The organism is Williamsia maris (assembly GCF_024171815.1).
GTDB classification, from domain to species: Bacteria; Actinomycetota; Actinomycetes; order Mycobacteriales; family Mycobacteriaceae; genus Williamsia_A; species Williamsia_A maris.
In genome coordinates this window covers 689,725-713,195 of sequence record NZ_JAMTCJ010000003.1, presented here as the reverse complement: position 1 = coordinate 713,195, position 23,471 = coordinate 689,725, and the positions used below count along the sequence as shown (strand labels likewise).

Here is a 23,471-nt window from a genome sequence, read left to right as displayed (position 1 = left end):
CGGCCGCGTTGTTCGTGTGGTGCCCCGACGCACGGGCACGAGAATGGGACCGCTGGGGTCAGGAGACGAGTGTGTGCAGGTACTCGATGCTCGCGCGGACGTCGGCGACCGGGCCGTCGCCGGCGGGCTCACCATCGAGAACCGTGTCCTGCTCGAGTACCCACCACCCGTCGTAGCCCGCTCCACGCAGATGCGAGACGACGGCCGCGATGTCGACATCGCCTGCGCCGAGCGGACGGTACAGACCCTCGGCAACCGCTGCGCTGTAGGACAGTTCACCGGCCGTGACGCGGCCCAACTGAGCGAGATCGACGTCCTTGAGGTGCGCGTGCGCGATGCGGTCGGCCGCCTGGGTCGCCAACTCCACGGGATCGGAGCCGCCGATGAGCAGATGTCCGGTGTCGAGGCACAGTGGGATCGACGAACCGTCGAGCACCCGCCACACGTCGTCCCGGTTCTCGATCATGGTTCCGACGTGCGGATGCAACACCGCACGCAATCCACCCGCCGCCGCGACCTCGGCCAGCCGATCGAGGTTGGACAGCAGGGTCTTCCACGCCACGTCGTCCAGGTCGGGTCGGGAGTCATAGCCGTCGGCACCGGTGGCCGCGGCGAGAACCAACATCTCGGCTCCGGCGGCGGCGAACGACGAGATCTGTCGGGCGACCTGCGCCTCGGCGTCGGCTGACGGGTCGTGCAACACGACCGGGACGAATCCGCCCACGGCGGCGAGGCCGTGCCGGGCCAGCGCGCCCGGCGCGAGAAAGCCGTCCGGGCCGAACTCCGCGGCGGTGATCCCGACCGCGACCATCTCGTCGAGGACGCGATCGGCGTCGAGCTGATGTCCCCAGCCGGGCACCTCGCACACGCCCCATGAGATGGGGGCGCCCGCGAGTCGCAACGCCGTCACGACCTGACCTCGGCGATCGTCACGGGTCCGCCGGTGCGGAGCGACATCGTCGCCGCCTCCGCGATCCAGGCGACCTCGACCGCGTCGGCGACCGTGCACGGCGACTCGATGTCACCGTGGACGACGTCGACGAACGCGGACAGCTCGGCGCGGTAGGCGTCGATGAACCGGTCCATGAAGAAGTTGTGGGCGGGGCCCTCCGGGAAGGTGGTGTTCGGGTCGACGTTGCGCAACGGCGCCCCGGAATCCCATCCGGCCGCCACGGTGTCCTCGCTGCCGTGGACCTCGAGGCGGCAGTCGTACCCCCGGCCGTTGTAGCGGGCGTTGGAGATCACGGCGAGTGTTCCGCCCGACATGGTCACCACGACGGCGGCGGTGTCGACGTCGCCGACCGCCGCGAAACCCGGGTCGCCCTGGTTGGAGCCGGTGGCGAAGACCGAGACCGCCTCCTGGCCGGTGATCCAGCGGACGATGTCGAAATCATGGACCGCGCAGTCGCGGAACAGTCCTCCCGAGCCGGCGATGTAGTCCATCGGTGGGGGAGCGGGGTCCATCGTGGTCGATCGCACGGTGTGCAGCCAACCGAGATCGCCGTTGTCGACGGCGGCCTTCGCGCCCTGGAACGCGAGGTCGAATCGTCGCTGGTAGCCCACCTGGACCGCGGTGCCGGTCGCCTCGATCGCGCGGGCGACCTCGGCGCTCTCGGTGGCACTCGACGCAATCGGCTTCTCGCAGAACACCGGGATGCCCCGACGCGCGGCTGCGAGCGTCAGCTCGGCGTGCGCAGGCGTCGCTGCGGCGATCACGACGCCGTCGATGTCGCTGTCGAGCAACTCGGTGATCGATGCGGCGGTCTGCGCGCCGTACTTCGCGGCGACGGTGGTCGTCAGTTCGGTGCGTTCGTCGGTGACGACGAGCCGGTCGACGGAGTCGAGTGCGGCGAGCGTGTCGGCGTGGAAGGCGCCGATCCGACCGAGGCCGATCAGGCCGAGCGAGGTACCCATGTGTTGTTCCCATCTGACTGTGCGATCGCACGTGCTGCGATCGCACCAGTCTTGATGGATCCGAGGCATCGGACAACGTGGTAAACCCATCAAAAATCCCTCACGACGCCACCGGTCGCGGTTGGGTCCGACGACGATGTCGTCGGCATCGGTCCATATCGCACGGTCACGCGGGGCGGCTAGGATCGCAGGCGTGTCAGCTGGGCAGATCGGGATCTCGGGGTTCACATGGTGAACCGACTGTCCATGCAAGACGCCACCTTCTACTACCGCGACGAGCAGGGCGCGACCACCCATCTCGGTTCGCTGTTGATCCTCGAACGCGGAGCTCAGCGGCTGGAATACGAACACCTGCTGGCCACCGTGGAGAAGCGGTTGTCGCTCGTCCCGCGGTACCGACGGCGGATCCGCGAGGTCACCCTCGGACTGGCCCGACCGGTCTGGGTCGACGACCACGATTTCGACATCACCTACCACGTGCGACGGTCCGCGCTGCCGAGTCCGGGCGCCGACGACCAACTGTTCGATCTCGTCGCCCGTCTGATGTCACGCCCGCTCGACCGGCACCGGCCGCTGTGGGAGATGTACCTCGTCGAGGGGCTGACCGACAACCGGATGGCGGTGCTGACCAAGACCCACCGCGCCCTGGTCGACGGCCGGGAAGCGCTCGAGATCAACCAGGTGATCGTCGACGACCAGCCGAGCGCGCCCGACCTGGGCGAGGACATCTGGCTGCCCGACCCGGAGCCCAGCGGCGGCCAACTCGTCGTCGGCGCGATCGCCGACGTCGTCACCCGGCCGTGGGAACTCGTCGAGACCGTGCGCGCCGCGTCGGCCCCGGTGGCTACCGTCGGCTCGCTTCTCGCCGGATCGGTGCGTCGGATCGGGTCGGTGATGCAGATGGCGACCGACGCCGCACCCGACAGTCCCCTCAACGGGACCACAACCGGCACACGACGTTTCACCGTCGCCGCCGTTCCCGCCCAGCGGTGTCTGGAGATTGCGCAACGACACGGCTGTGCCGTCAACGACGTGGTCCTCGCGGCGATCGCCGGGGCCCTGCGGCGGTGGTTGCTCTCCCGCGACATCGCCGTCGACCAGCACACCACCGTGCGGGCGATGGTCCCGCTCAGCGCGTATCAGACCGACGGCGGCAACGAGAAGCTCACCAGCGACGCGGAGTGGATGGCCGAGGGCCTGCGCGGTTTCGTCACCGACCTGCCCGTCGGCGAACCGAACCCCACGGTGCGGCTGTCGCAGATCAGCCACCTGACCGGACGCCACTCGCACTCGACCCGACGCGTGTCGATGGGGACGCGCTCGTGGCTGCCGGAGGTGGGTCCCGCGACGTTCCACGCGATGAGCTCGCGGGCCGCGGCGACCATGTCGGGACGGTCGTTCAACGTCCCGGTGAGCATCGCCCGCGGACCCGGCTCGGCGCAGTACCTGGCGGGCAACAAGATCACCGCGATCTACCCCGTTCCGGCCCTCGTGCCCCAGCGCGCACTGGCGATCGGGTTGAATTCCTACAACGGCGAGGTCTTCTTCGCCTTCAATGCCGACCGCGACATCATGTGGGACCTCGGTGCGATGACGGAGTTTCTCGCCGAGTCCTTCGAGGAACTGCTCACCCGGTCCCGGTGAGAAGTCGGTCGGCGACCGGGTCGGCGGGTGACGACCGATCGGACGAGTGCGAGGAGAACGAGTGAGGGTGTACCTGCCGGCGACGCTGGCGATGCTGATGCGGCTCAACGAGACGGGTCGGTTCGACTCGGTCGGGGGCACCGCGTTCGCGCTGACACCCGCGCTGCGGGAGTCCTACAGCTCCGGTGACGACGAGGAACTCGGCGAGGTCGCACTCCGCGAGGCCGCACGTGCCTCGCTGCGGCTGATCGCGGCCGAGGCCGACGGCGTCCCGGTCGGCACGTCCGATCCCGTCGAGGGCGACCCGGTCGCGGCCCCGTTGCCCCCGCGACGCGTGGTCGTCGCCGCCGACATCGACGAGGTGGCGCTACGCCCGGACCTCGACGTCGCGGTGGTCCGGATCACCGGCGCGGTAGCGCTCGAGTCGATTGCCTCGGTGCACGTCGACGTGGCCGACGCCGAGTCCGCGGTGACCGCCGCGGTCGACGTCATCGACGAGGCAGACCTCGGTGACGAGGACGCGGAACTGGCCGTCGGCGACGTCGACGACTTCGATCTCGCCTGGTACGCCACCCAGGAACTGCCTTTCCTGCTCGAACTCCTCTGACCCGACGATGCTGGTGAGAGGCTTGTGACGCCTCCCTGAACGGGTGTGACACAGCCCAAAGAGCTCTGATGGCCTAGACGCCTACGGTTGCGTAACCTACGCTTGCGTAGGTCCGCGATCGAATGTCTGGACAGATTGGAGTCGACGGCTGTGGCCATCAAGAACATCCCCGAGTACGCGCACCTCACCGAGACCGACGTGGTCGAACTGGGTGAGAAGCTCGACGCGATCCGCACCGACATCGAATCCTCGCGTGGCGAGCGGGACGCCCGCTACATCCGCAACACGATCCGCTTCCAGCGCGGCCTGGAGCTGACCGGCCGTGCCCTCACGGTCGGCGCCCGCAAGCGCTCGATGTGGTGGCTCGGCGCCTCGGCGCTCGGGGTCGCGAAGATCGTCGAGAACATGGAACTCGGCCACAACGTCATGCACGGCCAGTGGGACTGGATGAACGACCCCGAGATCCACTCGACCGGCTGGGAGTGGGACAACGCGGGCGCGTCCGCGCACTGGAAGCAGACCCACAACTACATCCATCACAAGTACACGAACGTCCTGGGCATGGACGACGACGTGGGCTACGGGGTCATCCGGGTCACTCGCGATCAGCGGTGGCACCCGATCTACCTCGGCAACATCGCCTTCAACACGCTGCTCGCGTTGGGCTTCGAGTACGGCGTCGCGGTCCAGCACCTCGAGCTCGGCAAGATGGGCCGGAAGGACTTCGACCGTGCCGACTTCAACCGCAAGCTCGCCGAGGTCGGCGACAAGGTCGGGCGGCAGATCGCCAAGGACTACATCCTCTACCCGGCACTGGTCGGTGCCGTCACCCGGTCACGGCAGGGTTGGCGCGCCGCGCTGACCGCAAACCTGATGGGCAACGCGATCCGCAACGTGTGGTCGAACGCGATCATCTTCTGCGGACATTTCCCCGACGGCGCCGAGAAGTTCGTCCGTCAGGACGTCGACAACGAGACCCAGGGTGAGTGGTACCTGCGACAGATGCTCGGCAGCGCGAACTTCCACTCCGGCCCGGTGATGGAGTTCATGAGCGGCAATCTGTCGTACCAGATCGAGCACCACCTGTTCCCGGACCTGCCCAGCAACCGACTCCGCGAGATCTCGGTGCGGGTCAAGGCGCTGTGCGACGAGTACGACCTGCCGTACACGACCGGGCCGTTCCCGGCGCAGTACGCCAAGTCGTGGCGCACCATCGCGAAGCTGTCGTTGCCGAACAAGTACCTGCGCGACACCCGCGACGACGCGCCGGAGACGGCGTCGGAGGATCGGTTCCGCGATGATTCGGCCGTCCGTCTGGTCGCGACCATCGATCCGGACACCGGCAAGCGGCGGGGTCTGCGCACCGCGATCGCCGAGGCCCGCTCACGCCGTCGCTCCGCCGGTGCCGGCGTGGCGCCGACGCTGCTGCGACGTCCCGTGCGCGCCGGTCGCGCGGCCTGATCGGGCCACACTGTCGGCGCCGCCCCGGGCACGTGGCGGCGCCCGGCGGCAGCGTGGACAATGGGTGAGAACACCACGACGACGGCGTCTGCGAACAGCTCGGACGCCGCAACCGCCTGACTGCCACCCGCCGCGTGCGGGTGTGCGCAGAGGAGCCGACGGCCCATGGCCATCACAGACATCAATGCCTACGCGCACCTGAGCGACGCCGACGTCGCCGAACTCGGCGCGAAGCTCGACGACATGCGCCGACGCGTCGAATCCGACCGCGGTGAGCGTGACGCGCGCTACCTGCGCCGCACCATCGCCGGTCAGCGGATCGTCGAAGCCGCCGGCCGTCTGGTGTTGTGGAACAACAAGTCCCGCACCGAATGGCTCGTCGGCACGGCCCTGCTGTCCGCCGCGAAGATCATCGAGAACATGGAACTCGGCCACAACGTGATGCACGGCCAGTGGGACTGGATGAACGATCCGGAGGTCCACTCGACGTCGTGGGAGTGGGACATGGTCTGCGCCTCCCCGCACTGGAAGCACTCGCACAACTACATCCATCACAAGTACACGAACGTCTACGGGATGGACGAGGACCTCGGATACGAGGTCATGCGGGTCACCCGCGACGAGCCCTGGGAGCCCAAACACCTCGGCGGTCCGTTCATCAACATCTTCCTCGCGGCGACCTTCGAGTGGGGCATCGCACTGCACGACCTGCACCTGTCCGACGTCGTGTCGGGCAAGCGTCCGTGGGTCGAGGCCAAGCCGCAGTTGACGCAGTTCGCGGCCAAGGTGGGCCGTCAACTCGCCAAGGACTACGTGCTGTTCCCGGCCCTGTCGGGTCGCCGTGCGCGCCGCACCGCATCGGCGAATCTCACCGCCAACCTGGTGCGCAACCTGTGGGCCTACGTGGTCATCTTCTGCGGTCATTTCCCCGACGGCGCAGAGAAGTTCACCGTCGAGTCCCTCGAGAACGAGACGCAGGGGCAGTGGTACCTGCGACAGATGTTGGGAACGGCCAACTTCCGCGCCGGCCGGGTGATGGCGTTCATGAGCGGCAACCTCTGCTACCAGATCGAGCATCACCTGTTCCCGGACCTGCCCAGCAACCGCTACGCGGAGATGGGCGTCGAGATCCGTGAACTGTGCGACACCTACGACCTGCCGTACACGACGGGGTCGTTGGCGCGTCAGTACTGGCAGTCGCTGCGGACGATCTGGAAGTTGTCGGTTCCGGACCGATTCCTCTCCGCCACCTCCGACGATGCGCCGGAAACGGCCTCGGAGCGGCGATTCGGGGCTCGGACGGGTGTGGCCCGACGTGTCGCCGAGCTCGGCTCCGGTGAGGTGGGCACCACGGTGCGGCGCGGTCTGAAGACGGCGATCGACGAGGCCCGTCGCCCGCGTCGGATGGCCGCGGCCACACAGTAGACGTACAGGCGGGGCCGCTAGGGTGGTCAGATGCCCGATTTGCGTAGGCCGTCGTGGGTGAGATCACGACGCGACCCCCCACCCGCTGAGCTGATCTACCTGATCGCGCCCGCGGGTCACCCCAATCTGGGCGACGAGTTCATCGCGCGGACCTGGCTGCGGTACCTCGCCGCCCACCGCCCACGCGCGCATGTGGTCCTCGACTGTCACACTCCCGGGCAGGCCTCGATCCTGCTGGGACAGGTGCACCCGAACGTGCAGTACGTGGACACCGTCTGGCGGATGATCGCCGGGCTCGAGACGACGCCCGTGTCCGATGCCGCCGACATCGTGATGGCGGCGGTCGCCGAGCCCGGTCGGATGCCGCTGCTGCTCGACGGCATCGAGCTGTTCGCGCGGGCCGATTCGATCCATCTCGTCGGCGGGGGATACGTCAATTCCCTGTGGCCGCATCATCTCTCGTTGATCGCCGCAGCGGTTCAGGTCCGCCGACGCAACGGTGCGTCGGTTTTCCTGACCGGGCAGGGGTTGCTCCCCGCCGGCGACTCCGACCACCTCGCGCTCCTGCGGTCGCTGCTCGACGAGGTGTCGGTCATCGATGTGCGCGACCGTGATTCGGCCGATCTGCTCGCCGGGTCGCGGCTGCGTCCACGCCTCGACGTCACCGGGGACGACGCCTGGCTGGGCGTGCTCGGTGACGGCGTCTACGACACCACATCTTCGGTCGTGGCACGACGGTTCATGATCTGCGTGCAGACCCACCTCATGGGCGCCGATGCCGGCGTCGTGGTCGACGAGGGCCGCGACGCGGTGATCGACGATCTCGAGGCCCAGATCGAGGGCCTGGTGCAGCGGTGGGGCATGACGGGGGAGAACACCGCCTTCGTCGAGGCCATGCCCGGTGACGACGGACTGCTGTTCCGACGGTTCGCCGACCGGATGCCCGGACTGGAGCTCATCCCGTTCACCGGTGTGTGGCGCAACGGTTTCCCGGCCACGGCCGATCAGGTGTGGATCACCACCCGCTTCCACGCACACCTGCTGGCCGCGGCCCGCGGGGCGTCGGGGGTCATCATCACCGGTCGGTCCGACTACTACCCGATCAAGCACCGGTCGCTGCTCGAACAGGGATCACGCTGGCGCATCATCGATTCCGTGGGCGACGCCCCACAGGAGGACGGGGGATTCCCCGCGCCGGTGGTCGCCGAGCTCGCCGCGGGCAAGCGGGCCCTCGCCGCGGCTCTCTACCCGCGACGCTGAAGCGGGTTCGCTCAGCCGTTCTCGGTGTGGACGACGGCGTGGAGCAGGACACGCACCGCCTCGACGCGACGCTCGGCCTGACCGGTCAACGCGTCGAGCGCGCACTCCGGGTCGGTCGGCGGACCGAGATGGGTGCAGCCGCGGGGACAGTCCTCGATCGCGTCCCGCAGGTCGACGAAGGTGTTCACCAGGTCGTCGGGGGCGACGTTGGCCAGACCGAACGACCGGATGCCGGGTGTGTCGATGACCCAGCCGGACCCGCCCGGTAACTCCAGGGCCACCGACTGCGTCGAGGTGTGGCGTCCCTTGCCGACCCCCGACACGACGCCGACGGCCCGGTACGCGTCGGGTACGACGCGGTTGACCAGGGTCGACTTGCCGACCCCGGAGTGGCCGATCAGGGCGCTGACGTGCCCGGTGAGCGTGTCGAGCACCGGCTGGAGCGGGTCGTCGCGCCCGGCCACGAGGACGGGCAACTCGAGATCGACGAACGCCGCGCGGAACTCGTCGGCGTCGGCGAGGTCGGACTTGGTCAGGCACAGGATGGGTTGCAGGCCACCGACATACGCGGCGACGAGCGCTCGTTCGACGAACCCGGTCCGTGGTGGCGGATCGGCCAGCGCGGTCACGATCAACAACTGCGACGCGTTCGCGACGACCACCCGCTCGTAGGGATCGGTGTCATCGGCGGTGCGCCGCAACACCGTCGAGCGCTTCTCGACCTTGACGATGCGCGCCAGGGTGTCGACGGTGCCGGTCATGTCTCCGACCACCGACACCCGGTCACCGACCACGATGGGGGTGCGGCCGAGTTCGCGGGCGCGCATGCACACCACCCGGATGCCCCCGGCCGAGGTGCCGTCGGGTCCGTCGAGCACGCAGCCCCACCGTCCCCGGTCGACCGAGACGACCATGCCCTCGAGCGCATCGTCGTGCGACGGACGGGTCTTGGTGCGCGGCCGGGTGCCCTTGCCCGGACGTATCCGGACATCGCTCTCGTCGAACTGACGCCCGCTCAGGGGAGTGCCGCCGGGTCCACGATCGCCCGCCACATCGCGGGGAAGTCGGGCAGGGTCTTGGAGGTGGAGTCGATGTCGTCGACCGCGACACCGGGGACCCGCAGGCCGATGATGGCGCCCGCGGTCGCCATGCGGTGGTCGGCGTAGGCGTGCCACGTCCCGGGCGTCAGCGGTGCGGGCACGATGTGCAGGCCGTCGGGGGTCTCGGTGCAGCGACCGCCGAGACGGTTGATCTCGGTGCTCAGCGCGGCGAGGCGGTCGGTCTCGTGACCGCGCAGGTGTGCGATCCCGGACAGCACCGACTCCGATTCGGCGAGCGCGCACAGAGCCGCGATCGTCGGGGTGAGCTCACCGACATCGCGCAGATCCGCGGTGAGCCCGCGCAGCGTCTGCGGGCCGGTGACGGTGAGCACCGAGTCGGCGCGGGTGACCGTGGCGCCCATCTCGACGAGGATGTCGACGATCTGCGCCCCGGGCTGGGTGGTGTGGGTGGGCCACGACGGCACCGAGACCGACCCGCCGGTGGCCGCCGCCGCCGCGAGGAACGCCGCCGCGTTGGACAGGTCGGGTTCGATCTGCCGGTCGACCGCGCCGATGGGTCCCGGCGCGACCCGCCAGGTGTTCGGCTCGGAGTCGTCGACGACGACCCCGGCGGTGCGCAGCATGTCCAGGGTCATCTCGACGTGCGGCTGCGACGGAACCGGTTTCCCGACGTGGTGGACGGTGACGCCCTCGTCGTACCGGGCGGCCGAGAGCAGCAGGCCTGAGACGAACTGCGACGACGCCGAGGCGTCGATGGTGACGGCACCGCCGCGTGCAGAACCCCGTCCGGCGATCGTGAACGGCAGTGCAACGCCGTCGATCTCGACGCCGAGGTCGGTGAGCGCGGCGAGGATGACGTCGACCGGCCGTGTCCGCATCTGCTCGTCACCGTCGACGGTCACCGCCCCGTCGGCGAGCGCGGCCAGCGGCGGGATGAACCGCATGACCGTTCCGGCGAGCCCGCAGTCCACGTGTCCGCCGGTCAGAGGCTGCGGGACGACACAGACGGTGGTCGGGTCGGTCGCGTCGGCGGTGACCTCGGCGCCCATCGTGCGCAGCGCATCTGCCATCAGGTCGGTGTCGCGGCTGCGCAGGACCCCGCGCAGGGTCGACGGACCGTCGGCCAGGGCGGCGAGGACGAACGCTCGGTTGGTGATCGACTTCGATCCCGGCACGATGACCGTCGCCGAGATCGGTGCGGTCGCCACCGGTGCGTTCCATGAGTCCACGAGCCGATTGTCCCACGCGTGTGGAACGGCCGGCTCGCGTCCTCGCATGCCGTCAGGGTTTCGGGCGGTCGCCGTAGATCGCGTCGTAGTCGGCTTTCGTCGCGGCCTTGCGTCGCTGCTTCTTCTCGCTGACGAGCTCGGGATCGAGACCGTTGGTCAGCAACAGGTGTCGGCGATAGAACGGAGTCAGCGCGATCTGGAAGTAGACGAGCGGGATCAGCAGGATCGCGATCATGCAGACGCGGTAGATCAGCGGCGTCGGTATGAACGCGAACGCCACCAGGATCGGGACGAGCGGCAACACGCCGCGGGTGACGTACCGGCGGGTGTGGCCGGGCCCGACGACGTCGCGCAACACCCAGTCGCGCATCGACACGGGCAGCGGCCGGCCACCGAGGTAGCGGAGGAACGCGACCGGGCCCGGACTGGCGCGTTCTGGCGTCGATGACATGGCGTCACGGTAGTCCCCGCCGGTCGCGCGGGGGAGTGCGGTCATTGACCGATGGCGATCTTCAACCCGACGATCACCGCGGCGATCGTGGCCGTGGCCACCCCGCCGACGAACACACGCAACGACGGCGGGTTGCCGCGGACCCGCTCGGTCACACCGGGGACGATCGCGATACGCACCACGACCACCGCGCCCGCACCGAGCTGCGCCCACCAGGCGGGCAGCACCTCGAGCCACCCCAACGCGAGGATCAGTGCCGGGATCGACCCGGACGACGCGATCGGCGCGGCGTCGCGCAGTTCGTCCCGCCCGTTGTCCCGGCGTTGGGTCTCACTCAGGTGCGCGGTCGCCTCGGGGATGTTCGAGCTGGCGACGAACTCCGCGAAGATGTGCGCGAGAAATGTCGTGGCCGTGGTCCCCACCACGACGAGCGCGGCCGTGCCGGTCTCGACGGAGTGCTGACTCACGGCGACGACCGCGGCGAGCGTCAGGATGTTGCCGTAGACGTACGCCGACAACCGTGCCGAGGCCCGTGCCGGCGTGAGGGGACCTCCGCGACGACGGGTCAGGCGCCGATACGCCCGGCCCGGTGATGTCGGGGACGCCGGTGATGTCGAAGCGGTGTTCATCGCTGTGAATACTCGCAGACCCGCACCGGCCGTGGCGTGCGGACGAGGGTGCTCATGTCGGGATGCGGTGACAGCATGGACCCATGTGCGGACGTTATGCGGTCACCACCGACCCGGCCCTGCTGGCGGCGGAACTCGATGCGATCGACGAGGTGATGACCTCGTCACCACCGGTCCCCGAGTCGTCGGTCGAGTCGACCGACACCCCGAAGACGCCCCTGGGCCCGGGGGAGAACTACAACGTGGCACCGACGTCGACGGTGATGAGCGTGGTGCGCAGGCATGCCCATGGGGTCACCGACGACGATCCCGCCCTGCGGGTCCGCGCGATGCGGTGGGGCCTGGTCCCGCCGTGGACCAAGGACATCAAGAAGAGTCCGCTGCTGTTCAACGCGCGCGCCGAGAGCGTCGCGGAGAAGGCGTCGTTCAAGCAGTCTCTCAAGAGCCGACGGTGTCTGGTCCCGATGGACGGGTGGTACGAGTGGCGCAAGGGGGATGCCGGCGCCGACGGCAAGCCCACCAAGACACCGTTCTTCATGTCCCCGGAGGACGGGACACGACTGTTCATGGCCGGGCTGTGGACGGTGTGGAGACCGAAGGACGCCGACGCGCAGGACCCACCGCTGATGAGCTGCACCATCATCACGACCGACGCGGTCGGCGCGATGCGCGACATCCACGACCGGATGCCGCTGATCATGCCGTCGCAGAACTGGGACGCCTGGCTGGACCCGGATGCGCCCGCCCCCGCGGAGCTGCTCGCCCCGCCGAGCGCCGAACTGGTGTCGGCGATCGAGCTCAGAGAGGTGTCGTCGCTGGTCAACCGCGTCGCGAACAACGGTCCCGAGCTGCTCGAGCCGGCGAGCCCGCAGCCGCAGCAGGGCACTCTGCTCTGAGCTCTGACGGCGGCGCTCAGCCGGTGATCGGAGCGACGACCGCCGCGGTGACATCGATCAGATCGGTGGGCGAGAGCTCGATCTCGAGCCCGCGCCGACCGCCGCTGCACAGCATCGACGGCCACTGCGCGGCCGAGGAGTCGACGACCGTCGGCAACGGTGTGCGCTGACCGAACGGGGAGACGCCGCCGAGCACGTACCCGGTGCTGCGCCGCACGGCGTCGGGTGTCGCCATCTCCGCCTTCGACATCCCCAGCGCCGCGGCCGCGGCCTTGAGCGAGAGTCGCTGCGGGACCGGGATCACCGCCACGGCGAGGCCGTTCCCGCCCGCACCGGACACGCTGATCACCAGTGTCTTGAACACCTGCGCGCCGTCGACGCCGAGGTCGGAGGCAAGTGCGTCGACGGCCTCGTCGCCGAACGACCCGGCGCGCGGGTCACTGCGGTACCGGTGCACGGTGTGCGCCACCCCGGCCTGTTCCAGGACCGTGATGGCCGGGGTCGCCGCGGCCATCAGACCAGGCCGTCGGCTGCGGGGATGTCCGATCTCATCGGTCGAGGTTACGTCGCCCCGCGGGTCGGTTGCGACGCGTTGTCGCAGGTGCGCGGGGCCCCGATCGCGAATCGGTTCATTGCGTTCTCGCCGGTCGGAACTCCGACCGACGGAACAATCCCACGAACCCCGCTGTTGGACCCGGACAGATCAGATGGCACACCGCCACGGAGAAGGAGTGTGAAGTAGATGGCAGTCCTCACGCCGGAACGGCCGCAGGTCAGGTCGGCATCGTCGAGACCGACGCTGATGTATGTCGAACCGCCGACATCGGTAGGCTTGGACGAGCGACGCGGGTCCGACACGGCGTCGAGTCGATCTGAAGGGACCGTGGTGACCGAATCCGATACGACGGCAGACGCGCCCGAGTCGGCCTCCACGGAGACCGTTGCGCAGCGCGGGGAGCGCTTCGAGCGCGACGCCCTGCCGCTGCTGGACCAGATGTACGGCGCCGCGCTGCGCATGACGCGCAACCCGCCGGACGCCGAGGACCTCGTCCAGGAGACCTACGTCAAGGCGTTCTCCGCTTTCCACTCCTTCAAGGCGGGCACGAACCTCAAGGCCTGGCTGTACCGGATCCTGACGAACACCTACATCAACGGGTACCGCAAGCGGCAGCGCCAACCCGCGCAGTACCCGACCGACGAGATCAGCGACTGGCAGCTCGCCGCCACCGCCGAGCACACGTCGACCGGTCTGCGTTCGGCCGAGATCGAGGCCCTCGATGCGCTGCCCGACGACGACATCAAGAACGCACTGCAGGAACTGCCCGAGGACTTCCGGATGGCTGTGTACTACGCCGACGTCGAAGGCCTGCCGTACAAGGAGATCGCCGAGATCATGGACACCCCGATCGGAACGGTGATGTCTCGACTGCATCGTGGCCGCAAGCAACTGCGCGGTCTGCTGGCCGATGTGGCCACCGAGCGTGGGTTCAACCGCGCCGGCCGGGCCGACGACGCGTCCGAGACGACTGCGCAGGTGACGCGATGACCGATCAGCCCGACACCGCACAGTCCGACCTCGAGTCGGCGGAGTTCGAGCAGCTCGACTGCTCGGCGGTCATCGCCGACGTGTGGCTCCTGCTGGACAACGAGTGCGACCCGAACGTGCGCGAACGACTCCAGTCGCACATGAACTCCTGCCACAGCTGCCTCGAGCACTACGGCATCGAGGCGCAGCTCAAGAGCCTGATCAACCGCAAGTGCGGAGGCGACCAGGCACCCGACCGGTTGCGTCAGCGACTGACCGTCGAGATCCGTCAGACGGTCATCGGTCACACGCACACCGACTAGACCCCGTACACAGCATCAGGGCCGGATCTCACCGTGAGGTGGGGTCCGGCCCTGATCGTGTGGTGTCCCGTGTGGGGGATGCACCACTCAAGCGTTGGGGCGCTTGCCGTGGTTGGCGGCATTCTTCTTACGAGCGCGCTTCTTGCGTCCACGCTTTCCCATGGTGTTCTCCTTCCGGTGCGCTGCGACTTCTACTTCGCACAGGTCATCCATTGTTCCACGAGTCGCCACCAGGTCCACAATCCGTGACCGCCTCCGACCGGTGTCACCGAACTCAGCCGCCTGCGTGGGCACCGAGTTCGTAGCGGGCGATGGTGCGTTTGTGCACCTCGTCCGGACCGTCGGCCAGGCGCAGCGTCCGCAGATGCGCGTACATCTGGGCCAACGGGAAGTCGTCGGAGACACCGGCGCCACCGTGGACCTGGATCGCGCGGTCGATGATCCGCAGCGCCATCGCGGGCGCGGCCACCTTGATCGCGGCGATCTCGATGCGGGCGCCCTTGTTGCCGACGGTGTCCATCAACCAGGCCGCCTTCATCGTCAACAACCGGGCCATCTCGATGTCGATGCGCGATTCGGCGATCCAGTCGGCGATGTTGGACTGGGCGGCGATCGGTTTGCCGAAGGCGGTGCGGGTGGATGCGCGCACGCACATCAGGTCGAGTGCGCGTTCGGCCATGCCGATGGCACGCATGCAGTGGTGGATGCGGCCCGGGCCGAGTCGCGCCTGGGCGATCATGAACCCCTTGCCGACGCCGGCGAGGACGTCTTCGCGCGGCACCCGCACGTCCTCGAAGAGGATCTCCGCGTGTCCTTCGCGGTCCTGGTACCCGAACACCGGCAGACCGCGGACCACGGTGACGCCGGGTGCGTCGATCGGGACGACCATCATCGACTGCTGCGAGTGGGTCGAGGCCTCCGGATCGGTCTTGCCCATGACGATCAGCACGCGACAGTTCGGGTGCAGCGCGTTCGACGTCCACCACTTGCGGCCGTTGAGCACGAAGTGGTCACCGTCGGCCAGCATCGTCATCTCGATGTTCGTGGCGTCCGAACTGGCCACGGCCGGCTCGGTCATCGCGAACGCCGAACGGATCGTCCCCTCGAGTAGCGGTGTCAGCCATCGCTTCTTGTGTTCGTCGGAGCCGAACTGTGTGAAGACCTCCATGTTGCCGGTGTCGGGGGCCGAGCAGTTGCACGCCTCGGGAGCGAGGACCGGACTGCGTCCCATGATCTCGGCCAGCGGTGCGTATTCCGCGTTGGTCAGTCCGGCGCCGTACCGATCGTCGGGATGGAAGAGGTTCCAGAGGCCCTGGGCCTTGGCCTCGGCCTTGAGTTCGGCGACCACGGGTGCGTCGAAGTGCGGATCGCCCGACTCGCGCATCTGCTGCGTGTAGACGGCCTCGGCCGGATAGATGTGGGAATCCATGAAGGCGAGAAGTCGCGTCCGCAGTTCCTCGCAGCGCTCGCTGTAACCGAAATCCATGTCCTGGTCCTCACTGTCGACGTCCTCATCCGAGTTTCCACCGCGGGCGCATCGGGGGCGAGCACCGGGTCACCCGATGTCGTGTCGCACACGCATCGGAACCGTGGATCATCTGCGATAGGTTGTCCTCGACAAGATGCCCCGGGTGATCCGGTGGCATCGACGCGCGTCTGGTGGAGGTCGACATGGCAGAAGAAGTCATCGCGGAGATCGTGGCAAGCGTCCTCGAGGTCATCGTCGCGCCCGGCCAGTCCATCGAGGCGGGCGACACCATCGTGTTGCTCGAGTCGATGAAGATGGAGATCCCGGTGCTCGCCGAGGAGTCCGGGACCGTCGGCCAGGTCAAGGTCGCCGTGGGCGACGTCATCCAGGCCGGCGACCTCATCGCCACCATCGACTGACGTCTTGACCGACGTCCACCCGTTCTGCGGCAGCGGACCATGTCGACACTGACCGATCTGCTCGCCGAACACACCGATCTCTCCGGCGCGGTCGCGGGCCACCTGCAGCGGGTCGTCGCCGAATGGCAGTTGATGGCGGATCTTTCCTTCGCCGACCTGCTCATGTACGTCCGTACCGATTCCGATCGGTTGATCTGCGTCGCCCAGTGTCGTCCGAACACCTCGCCGACGGTGTTCCCCGCCGACCAGGTCGGCCGACTCGTGATCGAGGACGACGACACCTCGCCGGACTCCAACCCGCAGGTGCGCAGCGCCTTCACCAGCGGCCGCATCCTCCGCGAGGAGGACCCGACGTGGTTGGGGCCCATCGCGATCCGACGCGAGGCGGTCCCGGTGCGATTCGACGGGGTCGTCGTCGCGGTGGTCAGCCGAACCGCCAACCTCGCGCAGCTGCGGATGCCGTCACCGATGGAACTCGCCTATCAGGACTGCGCGCACGACCTCTGTCAGATGATGTCGGACGGCACGTTCCCGCAGTACGAGGGCAATCCGCGCGGATTGTCCACGCCGCGTGCCGGGGACGGGTTCATCCGGGTCGACGACGCCGGGGTCGTGGCGTTCGCGAGCCCCAACGCACTGTCGGCCGTGCACCGCATGGGCTGGACCGCCGAGCTGACCGGCAACGAGCTGACCACGGTGCTGTCGGAGCTGCTGACCGACCGGTTCGAGGCCGACGACACGGTGTTCATGATCTCCGAGGCGGTGGCCGGCCGGTCCGGGATGCGCATCGAGGCCGATGCCAAGCGCGCGTCGGTGCTCATCCGCGCGGTCCCGCTCCGACCACGTGGCCAGCGGTCCGGCGCCGCGGTCCTGCTGCGCGACGTCACCGAGGTCAAACGACGCGACCGGGCACTGATCAGCAAGGACGCCACCATCCGGGAGATCCACCACCGGGTGAAGAACAACCTGCAGAGTGTGTCGGCGCTGCTGCGTCTACAGGCGCGGCGGACCGAGAACCCGGAGGCCCGCGGTGCGTTGACCGAGGCGGTGCGTCGGGTCGCCGCGATCGCGTTGGTGCACGAGCTGCTCTCGGGCAGCGTCGACGAGGAGGTCGATCTCGACGTCGTCGTCGATCAGTTGGTGCCGGTGATGGCCGATGTCGCGTCCGGTGACAGCAACGCCGTGGTCCGCCGGGGCGGCACGCTGGGAGTGCTGCCGTCCGACCTGGCCATGCCGATGGTGATGGTGCTGACCGAGCTGATCCAGAACGCGGTCGAGCACGGGTTCACCTCGGGCGGACAGGGTGAGGTGGTGATCAAGGCCGACCGCAACACACGGCGGTTGGTCGTGACCGTCGCCGACAACGGGGTGGGGTTGCCCGCCGGTTTCGACATGCGCGCGTCGGAGCGACTCGGCCTGCAGATCGTGCACACCCTGGTGAGCATCGAACTCGGCGGCAGCCTCGAGCTGACCGCGGGCAGTGACGGCGGAACCGACGCGATCCTCACCGTTCCTCTGCGCTGACCCGACATCCCGATGCCCGGACAGCAAAAAGCCCGGCGGGATCCGCCGGGCTTCTCGATGTGGCTGTGTTCAGACGGTGGTGCTGCGCGTGCGGTTGCGCGCGTTGCGACGCTTGAGTGCGCGACGCTCGTCCTCGCTCATGCCGCCCCAGACGCCTGCATCCTGGCCCGAGTCCAGCGCCCACGAGAGGCAGTCAGCTGTGACGGGGCAGCGGTTGCAGACGAGCTTCGCATCGGCGATCTGTGCGATGGCCGGTCCACTGGTCCCCACGGGGAAAAACAGCTCCGGATCCTCGTCGCGACAGATTGCGTTGTGACGCCAGTCCATTCCCTGCTCCTTCGCATGCGCGCGTGGTGGTCGCGCGGTGTGTTCTGTAACTTTTCGTTCATACGTGCGTACTTGATGTTTCCGCACTGTTGCTTGTGAATGCTTTCACGAATCCAGATGAAGTCAATGGTGTTGCGTTAACACGTGGGCAATGTCACTGCGATTGCAGGGGGGTGCCCACGGGGTACCTCGACCGTTGTACTACTGTCTTGTTCGGTTCGCCTGCTTTTCGCCCATACAGTGGCGAAGGCAACTCGGCACCGCCCGTTTCAGGCGGTGGGGGCCACGACCTCGAGCCGGTCGGGCACACAACCGAACCGCACATCCACCCGCGTGCCGACGTAGTCGCCGTCCATCTGCATGTCGATGGGGTTGTCCGCGCGGATCCGTACGTACTCGACGTCGTCGTCGGTCAGCACATGGCCGGCGTGCGGCGATCGCTTCGTCAGCAGCTGGGTGAACACCGGGGTGTTGCGCGGCACGCTCATGGACTGCGAGGCGAAGATCCCGAGTCCGGAGTCGTAGGTGGTGTCCGGGTTCGTGAGCACCGGGCGCTTGCCGATGTAGGTCCACGGGTTCGCGTTGCACACGAACGCGAAATGCACGCCGTCGATGACGCGGACCGGGTCGCCGGGTTCCTCGCCGGGTAGCTCGACGGTCAGTTCCGGTCGTCGGCGGGCCGCGGTCAGGAAGGCCTTGGTGGTGGTCCAGATGTAGCGGGCGTCGCTGGCGGGCTTGCCGGACTTGCGCTGGCGTTCGATCGAGTGGACGACCTCCGCGTCGACGCCGAGGCCCGCGTTGAAGAGGAACCAGCGACCGTCGGCGTGACCGAGGCTGATCCGACGACGGGCACCGTCGGCGAGCAGGGTGAGCAGCTGTCCGGTGGCCTGCAGCGGGTCGGCCAGCACCCCGAGCGATCGGGCGAACACGTTGGCGCTACCGCCGGGGACGACCGCCAACGCGGGCGACGGAGCCGTTCCGATGGGTGCGCCGGGTGCGTCGAGCAGGCCGTTGACGACCTCGTTGACCGTGCCGTCGCCGCCGTGGACGATCACCACGGGGCAGCCCTCGGCACGCGCGCGGGCAGCGATCTCACCGGCGTGACCGCGATGGGTGGTCAGTTCGACCGTCAGGTCGAGTCGTGCCGAGAGGGTGTGCGCCAACGCGTCGCGACCCGCATCGGTGGTCGAGGTCGCGAACGGGTTGACGATCAGCAGGGCACGCACGATTTCTGAGCCTAGAGGGTGTCGCCACAGCGGTCACAATCCCAGACGGTCCCCGCGGGATCGGTTCGTCACCGTTTCCGGTGCGGCCGGGCGGGCGTTCTACGCTGGGGGAGTGATGCAGACCAGCCCCGATCCGTCGAGCCGTTCGGCGCGCCCACCGACCGCGGTCCGACGGGGTGGGGCGATCGTCGCACTCGAGGGCCTGGGCGCGATCGTGATCGCGGTGGTCCTGTGGTTCCACGCCGCGGGCGGCGCGGACGAGAGCTTCATCAGCAGCTACGGCACGGGGGCGTGGTTCGCCATCCTCGGTGCCGGCGTTCTCGCGGGCGGTCTGGCACTGATCACCGGTCGCCGGTGGGGTCGGGCCATCGCGGTGGTCGCACAGATCCTGCTGATCCCGGTGGCGTTCGCGCTTCTCACCGACAGCGGCCAGCCCCAGTACGGCGCGCCGTTGCTGATCGTGGTGATCATCGTGCTGGTGCTGCTGTTCTCGCCGTCGTCGGTGCGGTGGCTGGCCGCCGACTACGCCCCCGACGCCGAGCCCGACGACATCCCGCCCGACGTCGTCGAGAAGCCCAAACCCAAGAGCTGACAAGCGTCACGTCCGTTGTTGTGACGGCCACATGATCTGGGTGGTCATCGGTCGCGGTATGTGGTCGATGAGCACCAGCGCGAGCCGGTGTTCCACACTGCTCGTCGGTGCGGACGTGGGCCGCTGGTCGGGCTGTGGGTCTTCGGCCCGCAGGTGATCGACACCGTGTTGGTCGAGGAGGTCGCGGATGCGGTGTCGGTGGTTGGCGTGGAGTTGGTCGGGTGGGTCGGTGTTGCGGCGCCAGCCGTAGCGTCCGCGGTCGGGGCCGGTGGTGATTTTCTCGGTGGTCCATTGGTCGGGTTTGGGTCCGACGGCGCGGTTGTGTGGTCCGCATGCGGGGGCGAGGTGGTTGGCGTCGGTGGTGCCGCCGTCGGCCCAGTCTTTGTCGGCGTGGTGGATTTCGCTGTGTGCGTAGGGGGTGGGGCAGTCGGTTGCCCCGCATCCCCCGTATTGGGCGAACAGGATGAATCGTTGGGCTTGGGATGCCAATCGGTGGGCTCGTCCGAGGAACAGTGGTTCGCCGGTGTGGTTGTCGAACACCGCTAAATGCATCTGCGCGTTCGCGGCGAGGGTGAGGACGTCGGTGATGGGCAGATCGGTGCCGGTGGTGGTGTGGGCGACCCCGGCCCGTTCGCGGAGCTGTTGTTCGGTGATGGAGATGATGATGTGCGGTGGCAGACCACGATGGCTGGCGCCGAGGAGGCCGCCGTCGGCTGCGCACTGCAGCAGGGCTTTCAACGCGTCGTGGTTGCGTTGCGCCACCGACCGGGTGTCGCGATCAGCTGCGTCGCGCAGGAGGTCTGGGTCGATGTCGGTGTGGTCTCCGCGTGGGGATGATTCGTCGTCGGGGTTGTTCATGCCGGGTGCGGCCCACGCCGCGAGGACCACCTCGAACAGTGCGCGCGTCGTCGGGTCCAGGGTTCCGGAGAGTGTCGACATCAACTGCGCGTCCTGGGATCCGAGGGACAGTTTCCGGTGGCGGGCGCGGTCGCGGTCGTCGGTGAGGGTGCCGTCGGGGTCGAGGTAGGCCAGGATCCGGACCCCGAGCTGGGTGATCTCCCGTGGGGTCAGCCGGCGGGCTTCGGTGGCGAGGGCGGTTTCGGCTTTCGCTGTCTCGGCGGGGTCGACCGCGGCGGGGACTTTCGCGAGTACGTCGAGGATCGCATCGGCATGCTCGGCACCGAGGTGCCCGTCGGCCAGGCCTGCGGCGGTGTTCGGGGCGCGGGGTGGGAGGAGCTCACCGGTCATCGAATGCATCGCTTCGAGGTGTTGCACGGCGCGTAACCGTCTGCGCGGACGGGTGATCCGTAACCGGGTCGACAAGTAATCGGTCAGGTTCTTCGACCCCGACACCCGGAACGCGTCCCGATCCGACACATCGAGGATCCGGCGGTTACCGATTGATTCCATCCGCCGCACCGCCCGCTCATGCCGTTCGGCCAACTCCGCGACCACCGCATCACCACACGCATCCGACGACCCCGCCGCAATCTCATCCAGGAGCTGTTCGAGCGCAGCATAATTCGCCTCCAGTACAGACACGGTATCGGTCTCAGACGTATCGGTGACGGTCACGAAGCACTCCTCCCCAGGCGCGGCTACCCCACCAGAGTATCACAGTATTCGAACACGTGTTCGAACAATCGAAGTCATCTCACTTACTCGGGGTGGTGACAAGCCGCTGACGGTGCGGAAAGCGCGCATCGAGTGTGCGTTGTTCGCAACGTATCTCGCGTGTCGTGGTCAGCACACTCGATGGCGCTTTCCACACAGTCAGCACATGGGGCGCGCTTTCCACATAGTCAGCACATGGGGCGCGCTTTCCACACAGTCAGCACATGGGGCGCGCTTTCCACACAGTCAGCACGTTCACCGCGCTTTTCGCATGATCAGCGCACGGGTGCGCTGTCTGCGCATCAGCACGTGGGCGGGCTACGTCACCGGGCGGGTGGGGCGTCCGGCGTCGACGTAATCGGCACTGCGGTAGCCGGTGAGACCGAGCGTCGTCAGCTGACGGGATTGTCCGTCGAAGCCCAGGATCGCGATCGAGGCGGGCAACATCGTGAAGTGTCGACCCCGCGCGATGGGCGACCCGATCCAGCGGGCGAGCAACGACCGGGAGAAGTGCCCGTGCGTGACGAACACGACGTCCCCGTCGGAGAGCTTCGGGGTCACCTTCTCGATGACGTGGTCGACGCGGTCACTCATCTCCTCGGGCGTCTCACCGTTCGGACCGCCGTCGGAGAAGACCGTCCAGTCCGGATCGGTCTCGTGGATCTGGGGGCTCGTCCGGCCCTCGTAGTCGCCGTAATCCCACTCGGTGAGCAGCGGTTCGGTCTCATCGACACTCAGCCCCGCCAGCTCCGCGGTCCGCTGGGCCCGCAGCCGAGGCGACGCGATGACCGTCGGAGAGGTCAGCAGCAGCTCGGCGATCGGCTCGGCCAGACTGCGCGCCTGCTCGACGCCCTGTTCGGTGAGATCGATGTCGGAGGTGCCGGTGTGCCGCCCGGTGCGGGACCATTCGGTCTCGCCGTGCCGGATGACGATCAGTCGATGTGTCGGGGTGCCCACGTCCGTCATTGTGCACGACACGCGCATACGCTTGTGCCCTGTGCACGGGAGTATCGACGAGGGGTCGCCGGAAATGAACACTCACTTCTCACGCGACGGCCTGCGATGACCAAGGTCCTCGCGGTCGCGAATCAGAAAGGTGGGGTCGCCAAGACCACCACGGTCGCATCCATCGGCGCCGCGCTCGCCGCGATGGATCTGTCGGTGCTCGTGGTCGACCTCGACCCGCAGGGATCCTTGACGTTCTCGCTCGGCCACGACCCCGACCTCATCACCACCTCGGTGCACGAGGTCCTCCTCGGCGAGTCCGACATCGTCGACGCCCTGGTCTCCACCGAGGACGGGGTGACGCTGCTGCCCGCGACCATCGACCTGGCGGGCGCCGAGGCGCTGCTGCTGATGCGTCCGGGTCGCGAGTACGCACTCAAGCGGGCGCTGGCCACGGTCGCCCAGGACTACGACGTGATCCTGCTCGACTGCCCGCCGTCGCTCGGTGTGCTCACGCTCAACGGGCTGACCGCGGCCGACGAGGTGGCGGTCCCGCTGCAGTGCGAGACGCTGGCCCACCGCGGCGTCGGACAGCTGCTCCGCACGGTGACCGAGGTCCAGCAGATCACCAACCCTGGCCTGCGTCTGCTGGGCGTGATCCCGACGCTGTACGACGCGCGGACCACGCACAGTCGCGACGTGCTCGCCGACGTCTCCGATCGCTACGACCTGCCGGTGCTGAGCCCGCCGATCCCGCGTACGGTGCGCTTCGCCGAGGCGTCGGCGTCGGGTGCCAGCGTGATGGCCGGTCGCAAGAACAAGGGGTCGCAGGCCTACCGCGAGCTGTCGGACAACCTCTGGCAGCACTGGGATGCGGGCAAGCCGCTCGCGACCCTCGAGGCGACCGTCTGAGTCATCTCCCGTCGGGGCG

The 23,471-nt window shown here is 68.2% G+C and carries 25 protein-coding genes; 12 read left to right on the top strand and 13 right to left on the bottom strand.

Translation table 11 applies throughout. From position 1 onward, the window contains the following. Nucleotides 1–58: 58 nt before the first annotated feature. Both LX13_RS16815 and LX13_RS16810 read right to left on the bottom strand, forming a co-directional pair. The gene (locus LX13_RS16815) at nt 59–910 is read right to left on the bottom strand and encodes a sugar phosphate isomerase/epimerase family protein (protein ID WP_253662433.1); all 852 of its coding nucleotides are present in this window, start codon (nt 908–910) and stop codon (nt 59–61) included. Then, nucleotides 907–1,914: a Gfo/Idh/MocA family protein gene (locus LX13_RS16810; RefSeq protein ID WP_253662432.1), complete on the bottom strand. Its 1,008-nt coding sequence runs from the start codon at nt 1,912–1,914 to the stop codon at nt 907–909. Before LX13_RS16810 ends, LX13_RS16815 begins: the two co-directional genes overlap by 4 nt. A gap of 246 nt (nt 1,915–2,160) precedes the next feature. On the opposite strand from LX13_RS16810, the gene LX13_RS16805 reads away from it, so the two are divergent. From LX13_RS16805 to LX13_RS16785, 5 genes are all read left to right on the top strand, one after another. Beyond that, complete coding sequence (locus tag LX13_RS16805) at nt 2,161–3,558, top strand: wax ester/triacylglycerol synthase family O-acyltransferase (RefSeq protein ID WP_253662431.1); 1,398 nt, start codon at nt 2,161–2,163, stop codon at nt 3,556–3,558. A 61-nt stretch (nt 3,559–3,619) separates the two neighbouring features. Next, nucleotides 3,620–4,165, top strand: a complete 546-nt coding sequence (locus tag LX13_RS16800) for a DUF6912 family protein (RefSeq protein ID WP_253662430.1) — start codon at nt 3,620–3,622, stop codon at nt 4,163–4,165. 150 nt (nt 4,166–4,315) lie between these two features. Next, nucleotides 4,316–5,626, top strand: coding sequence for a fatty acid desaturase family protein (locus LX13_RS16795; RefSeq protein ID WP_253662429.1), 1,311 nt, complete (start codon nt 4,316–4,318; stop codon nt 5,624–5,626). Between the two features lie 165 nt (nt 5,627–5,791). After that, on the top strand, nt 5,792–7,051 hold the full coding sequence (locus LX13_RS16790) for a fatty acid desaturase family protein (protein ID WP_253662428.1): 1,260 nt from the start codon (nt 5,792–5,794) through the stop codon (nt 7,049–7,051). A 30-nt stretch (nt 7,052–7,081) separates the two neighbouring features. Continuing rightward, nucleotides 7,082–8,311, top strand: coding sequence for a polysaccharide pyruvyl transferase family protein (locus LX13_RS16785; RefSeq protein WP_253662427.1), 1,230 nt, complete (start codon nt 7,082–7,084; stop codon nt 8,309–8,311). Nucleotides 8,312–8,322: 11 nt separating this feature from the next. Here the strand turns inward: LX13_RS16785 and rsgA are convergent, their stop codons facing one another. From rsgA to LX13_RS16765, 4 genes are read right to left on the bottom strand one after another with little or no spacing between them, the layout of a single operon-like run. Beyond that, nucleotides 8,323–9,363, bottom strand: coding sequence for a ribosome small subunit-dependent GTPase A (rsgA, locus tag LX13_RS16780; protein WP_253662426.1), 1,041 nt, complete (start codon nt 9,361–9,363; stop codon nt 8,323–8,325). After that, nucleotides 9,327–10,601 (bottom strand): 3-phosphoshikimate 1-carboxyvinyltransferase, encoded by a 1,275-nt coding sequence (gene aroA / locus LX13_RS16775; RefSeq protein ID WP_253662425.1) that lies wholly within the window; start codon nt 10,599–10,601, stop codon nt 9,327–9,329. Before aroA ends, rsgA begins: the two co-directional genes overlap by 37 nt. Nucleotides 10,602–10,653: 52 nt before the next feature. Next, complete coding sequence (locus tag LX13_RS16770) at nt 10,654–11,052, bottom strand: DUF5313 family protein (RefSeq protein ID WP_253662424.1); 399 nt, start codon at nt 11,050–11,052, stop codon at nt 10,654–10,656. 41 nt (nt 11,053–11,093) lie between these two features. Further along, complete coding sequence (locus LX13_RS16765) at nt 11,094–11,681, bottom strand: hypothetical protein (protein WP_253662423.1); 588 nt, start codon at nt 11,679–11,681, stop codon at nt 11,094–11,096. Nucleotides 11,682–11,764: 83 nt separating this feature from the next. Between LX13_RS16765 and LX13_RS16760 the strand changes: the two genes are divergently transcribed. Beyond that, nucleotides 11,765–12,577, top strand: coding sequence for an SOS response-associated peptidase (locus tag LX13_RS16760; RefSeq protein WP_253662422.1), 813 nt, complete (start codon nt 11,765–11,767; stop codon nt 12,575–12,577). Between the two features lie 16 nt (nt 12,578–12,593). Here the strand turns inward: LX13_RS16760 and ybaK are convergent, their stop codons facing one another. Then, the gene (ybaK, locus tag LX13_RS16755) at nt 12,594–13,091 is read right to left on the bottom strand and encodes a Cys-tRNA(Pro) deacylase (RefSeq protein ID WP_253662421.1); all 498 of its coding nucleotides are present in this window, start codon (nt 13,089–13,091) and stop codon (nt 12,594–12,596) included. A 288-nt stretch (nt 13,092–13,379) separates the two neighbouring features. Here ybaK and LX13_RS16750 point away from each other — a divergent pair, with 288 nt between their 5' ends. After that, entirely contained in the window at nt 13,380–14,123 is a 744-nt protein-coding gene (locus LX13_RS16750; protein WP_372499951.1) for a sigma-70 family RNA polymerase sigma factor, read from the top strand. Then, the gene (gene rsrA, locus LX13_RS16745) at nt 14,120–14,425 is read left to right on the top strand and encodes a mycothiol system anti-sigma-R factor (RefSeq protein ID WP_253662419.1); all 306 of its coding nucleotides are present in this window, start codon (nt 14,120–14,122) and stop codon (nt 14,423–14,425) included. The genes LX13_RS16750 and rsrA overlap by 4 nt, the downstream gene beginning before the upstream one ends. An 87-nt stretch (nt 14,426–14,512) precedes the next feature. Here the strand turns inward: rsrA and LX13_RS23595 are convergent, their stop codons facing one another. Then, nucleotides 14,513–14,587 (bottom strand): 50S ribosomal protein bL37, encoded by a 75-nt coding sequence (locus tag LX13_RS23595; RefSeq protein WP_369758845.1) that lies wholly within the window; start codon nt 14,585–14,587, stop codon nt 14,513–14,515. Nucleotides 14,588–14,699: 112 nt separating this feature from the next. After that, nucleotides 14,700–15,911 (bottom strand): acyl-CoA dehydrogenase family protein, encoded by a 1,212-nt coding sequence (locus LX13_RS16740; RefSeq protein ID WP_253662418.1) that lies wholly within the window; start codon nt 15,909–15,911, stop codon nt 14,700–14,702. A gap of 185 nt (nt 15,912–16,096) precedes the next feature. On the opposite strand from LX13_RS16740, the gene LX13_RS16735 reads away from it, so the two are divergent. Beyond that, entirely contained in the window at nt 16,097–16,312 is a 216-nt protein-coding gene (locus tag LX13_RS16735) for a biotin/lipoyl-binding carrier protein (RefSeq protein ID WP_253662417.1), read from the top strand. Nucleotides 16,313–16,351: 39 nt separating this feature from the next. Further along, nucleotides 16,352–17,836: a sensor histidine kinase gene (locus LX13_RS16730; protein WP_253662416.1), complete on the top strand. Its 1,485-nt coding sequence runs from the start codon at nt 16,352–16,354 to the stop codon at nt 17,834–17,836. Nucleotides 17,837–17,905: 69 nt separating this feature from the next. Here LX13_RS16730 and LX13_RS16725 read toward each other — a convergent pair whose 3' ends face one another. After that, nucleotides 17,906–18,163 carry a WhiB family transcriptional regulator gene (locus LX13_RS16725; protein WP_188489497.1) on the bottom strand — a complete coding sequence of 86 codons (258 nt, stop codon included), beginning with the start codon at nt 18,161–18,163 and terminating at the stop codon, nt 17,906–17,908. Between the two features lie 269 nt (nt 18,164–18,432). After that, complete coding sequence (locus LX13_RS16720) at nt 18,433–19,389, bottom strand: diacylglycerol/lipid kinase family protein (protein ID WP_253662415.1); 957 nt, start codon at nt 19,387–19,389, stop codon at nt 18,433–18,435. A 115-nt stretch (nt 19,390–19,504) separates the two neighbouring features. Here LX13_RS16720 and LX13_RS16715 point away from each other — a divergent pair, with 115 nt between their 5' ends. Further along, on the top strand, nt 19,505–19,981 hold the full coding sequence (locus LX13_RS16715; protein ID WP_253662803.1) for a hypothetical protein: 477 nt from the start codon (nt 19,505–19,507) through the stop codon (nt 19,979–19,981). Nucleotides 19,982–19,987: 6 nt separating this feature from the next. Here the strand turns inward: LX13_RS16715 and LX13_RS16710 are convergent, their stop codons facing one another. Beyond that, nucleotides 19,988–21,523 carry an HNH endonuclease signature motif containing protein gene (locus tag LX13_RS16710; protein WP_372499950.1) on the bottom strand — a complete coding sequence of 512 codons (1,536 nt, stop codon included), beginning with the start codon at nt 21,521–21,523 and terminating at the stop codon, nt 19,988–19,990. A 390-nt stretch (nt 21,524–21,913) separates the two neighbouring features. Continuing rightward, nucleotides 21,914–22,552 carry an acid phosphatase gene (locus LX13_RS16705; protein WP_253662413.1) on the bottom strand — a complete coding sequence of 213 codons (639 nt, stop codon included), beginning with the start codon at nt 22,550–22,552 and terminating at the stop codon, nt 21,914–21,916. A 105-nt stretch (nt 22,553–22,657) separates the two neighbouring features. Here LX13_RS16705 and LX13_RS16700 point away from each other — a divergent pair, with 105 nt between their 5' ends. Beyond that, entirely contained in the window at nt 22,658–23,452 is a 795-nt protein-coding gene (locus LX13_RS16700; protein WP_253662412.1) for a ParA family protein, read from the top strand. Nucleotides 23,453–23,471: the final 19 nt, after the last annotated feature.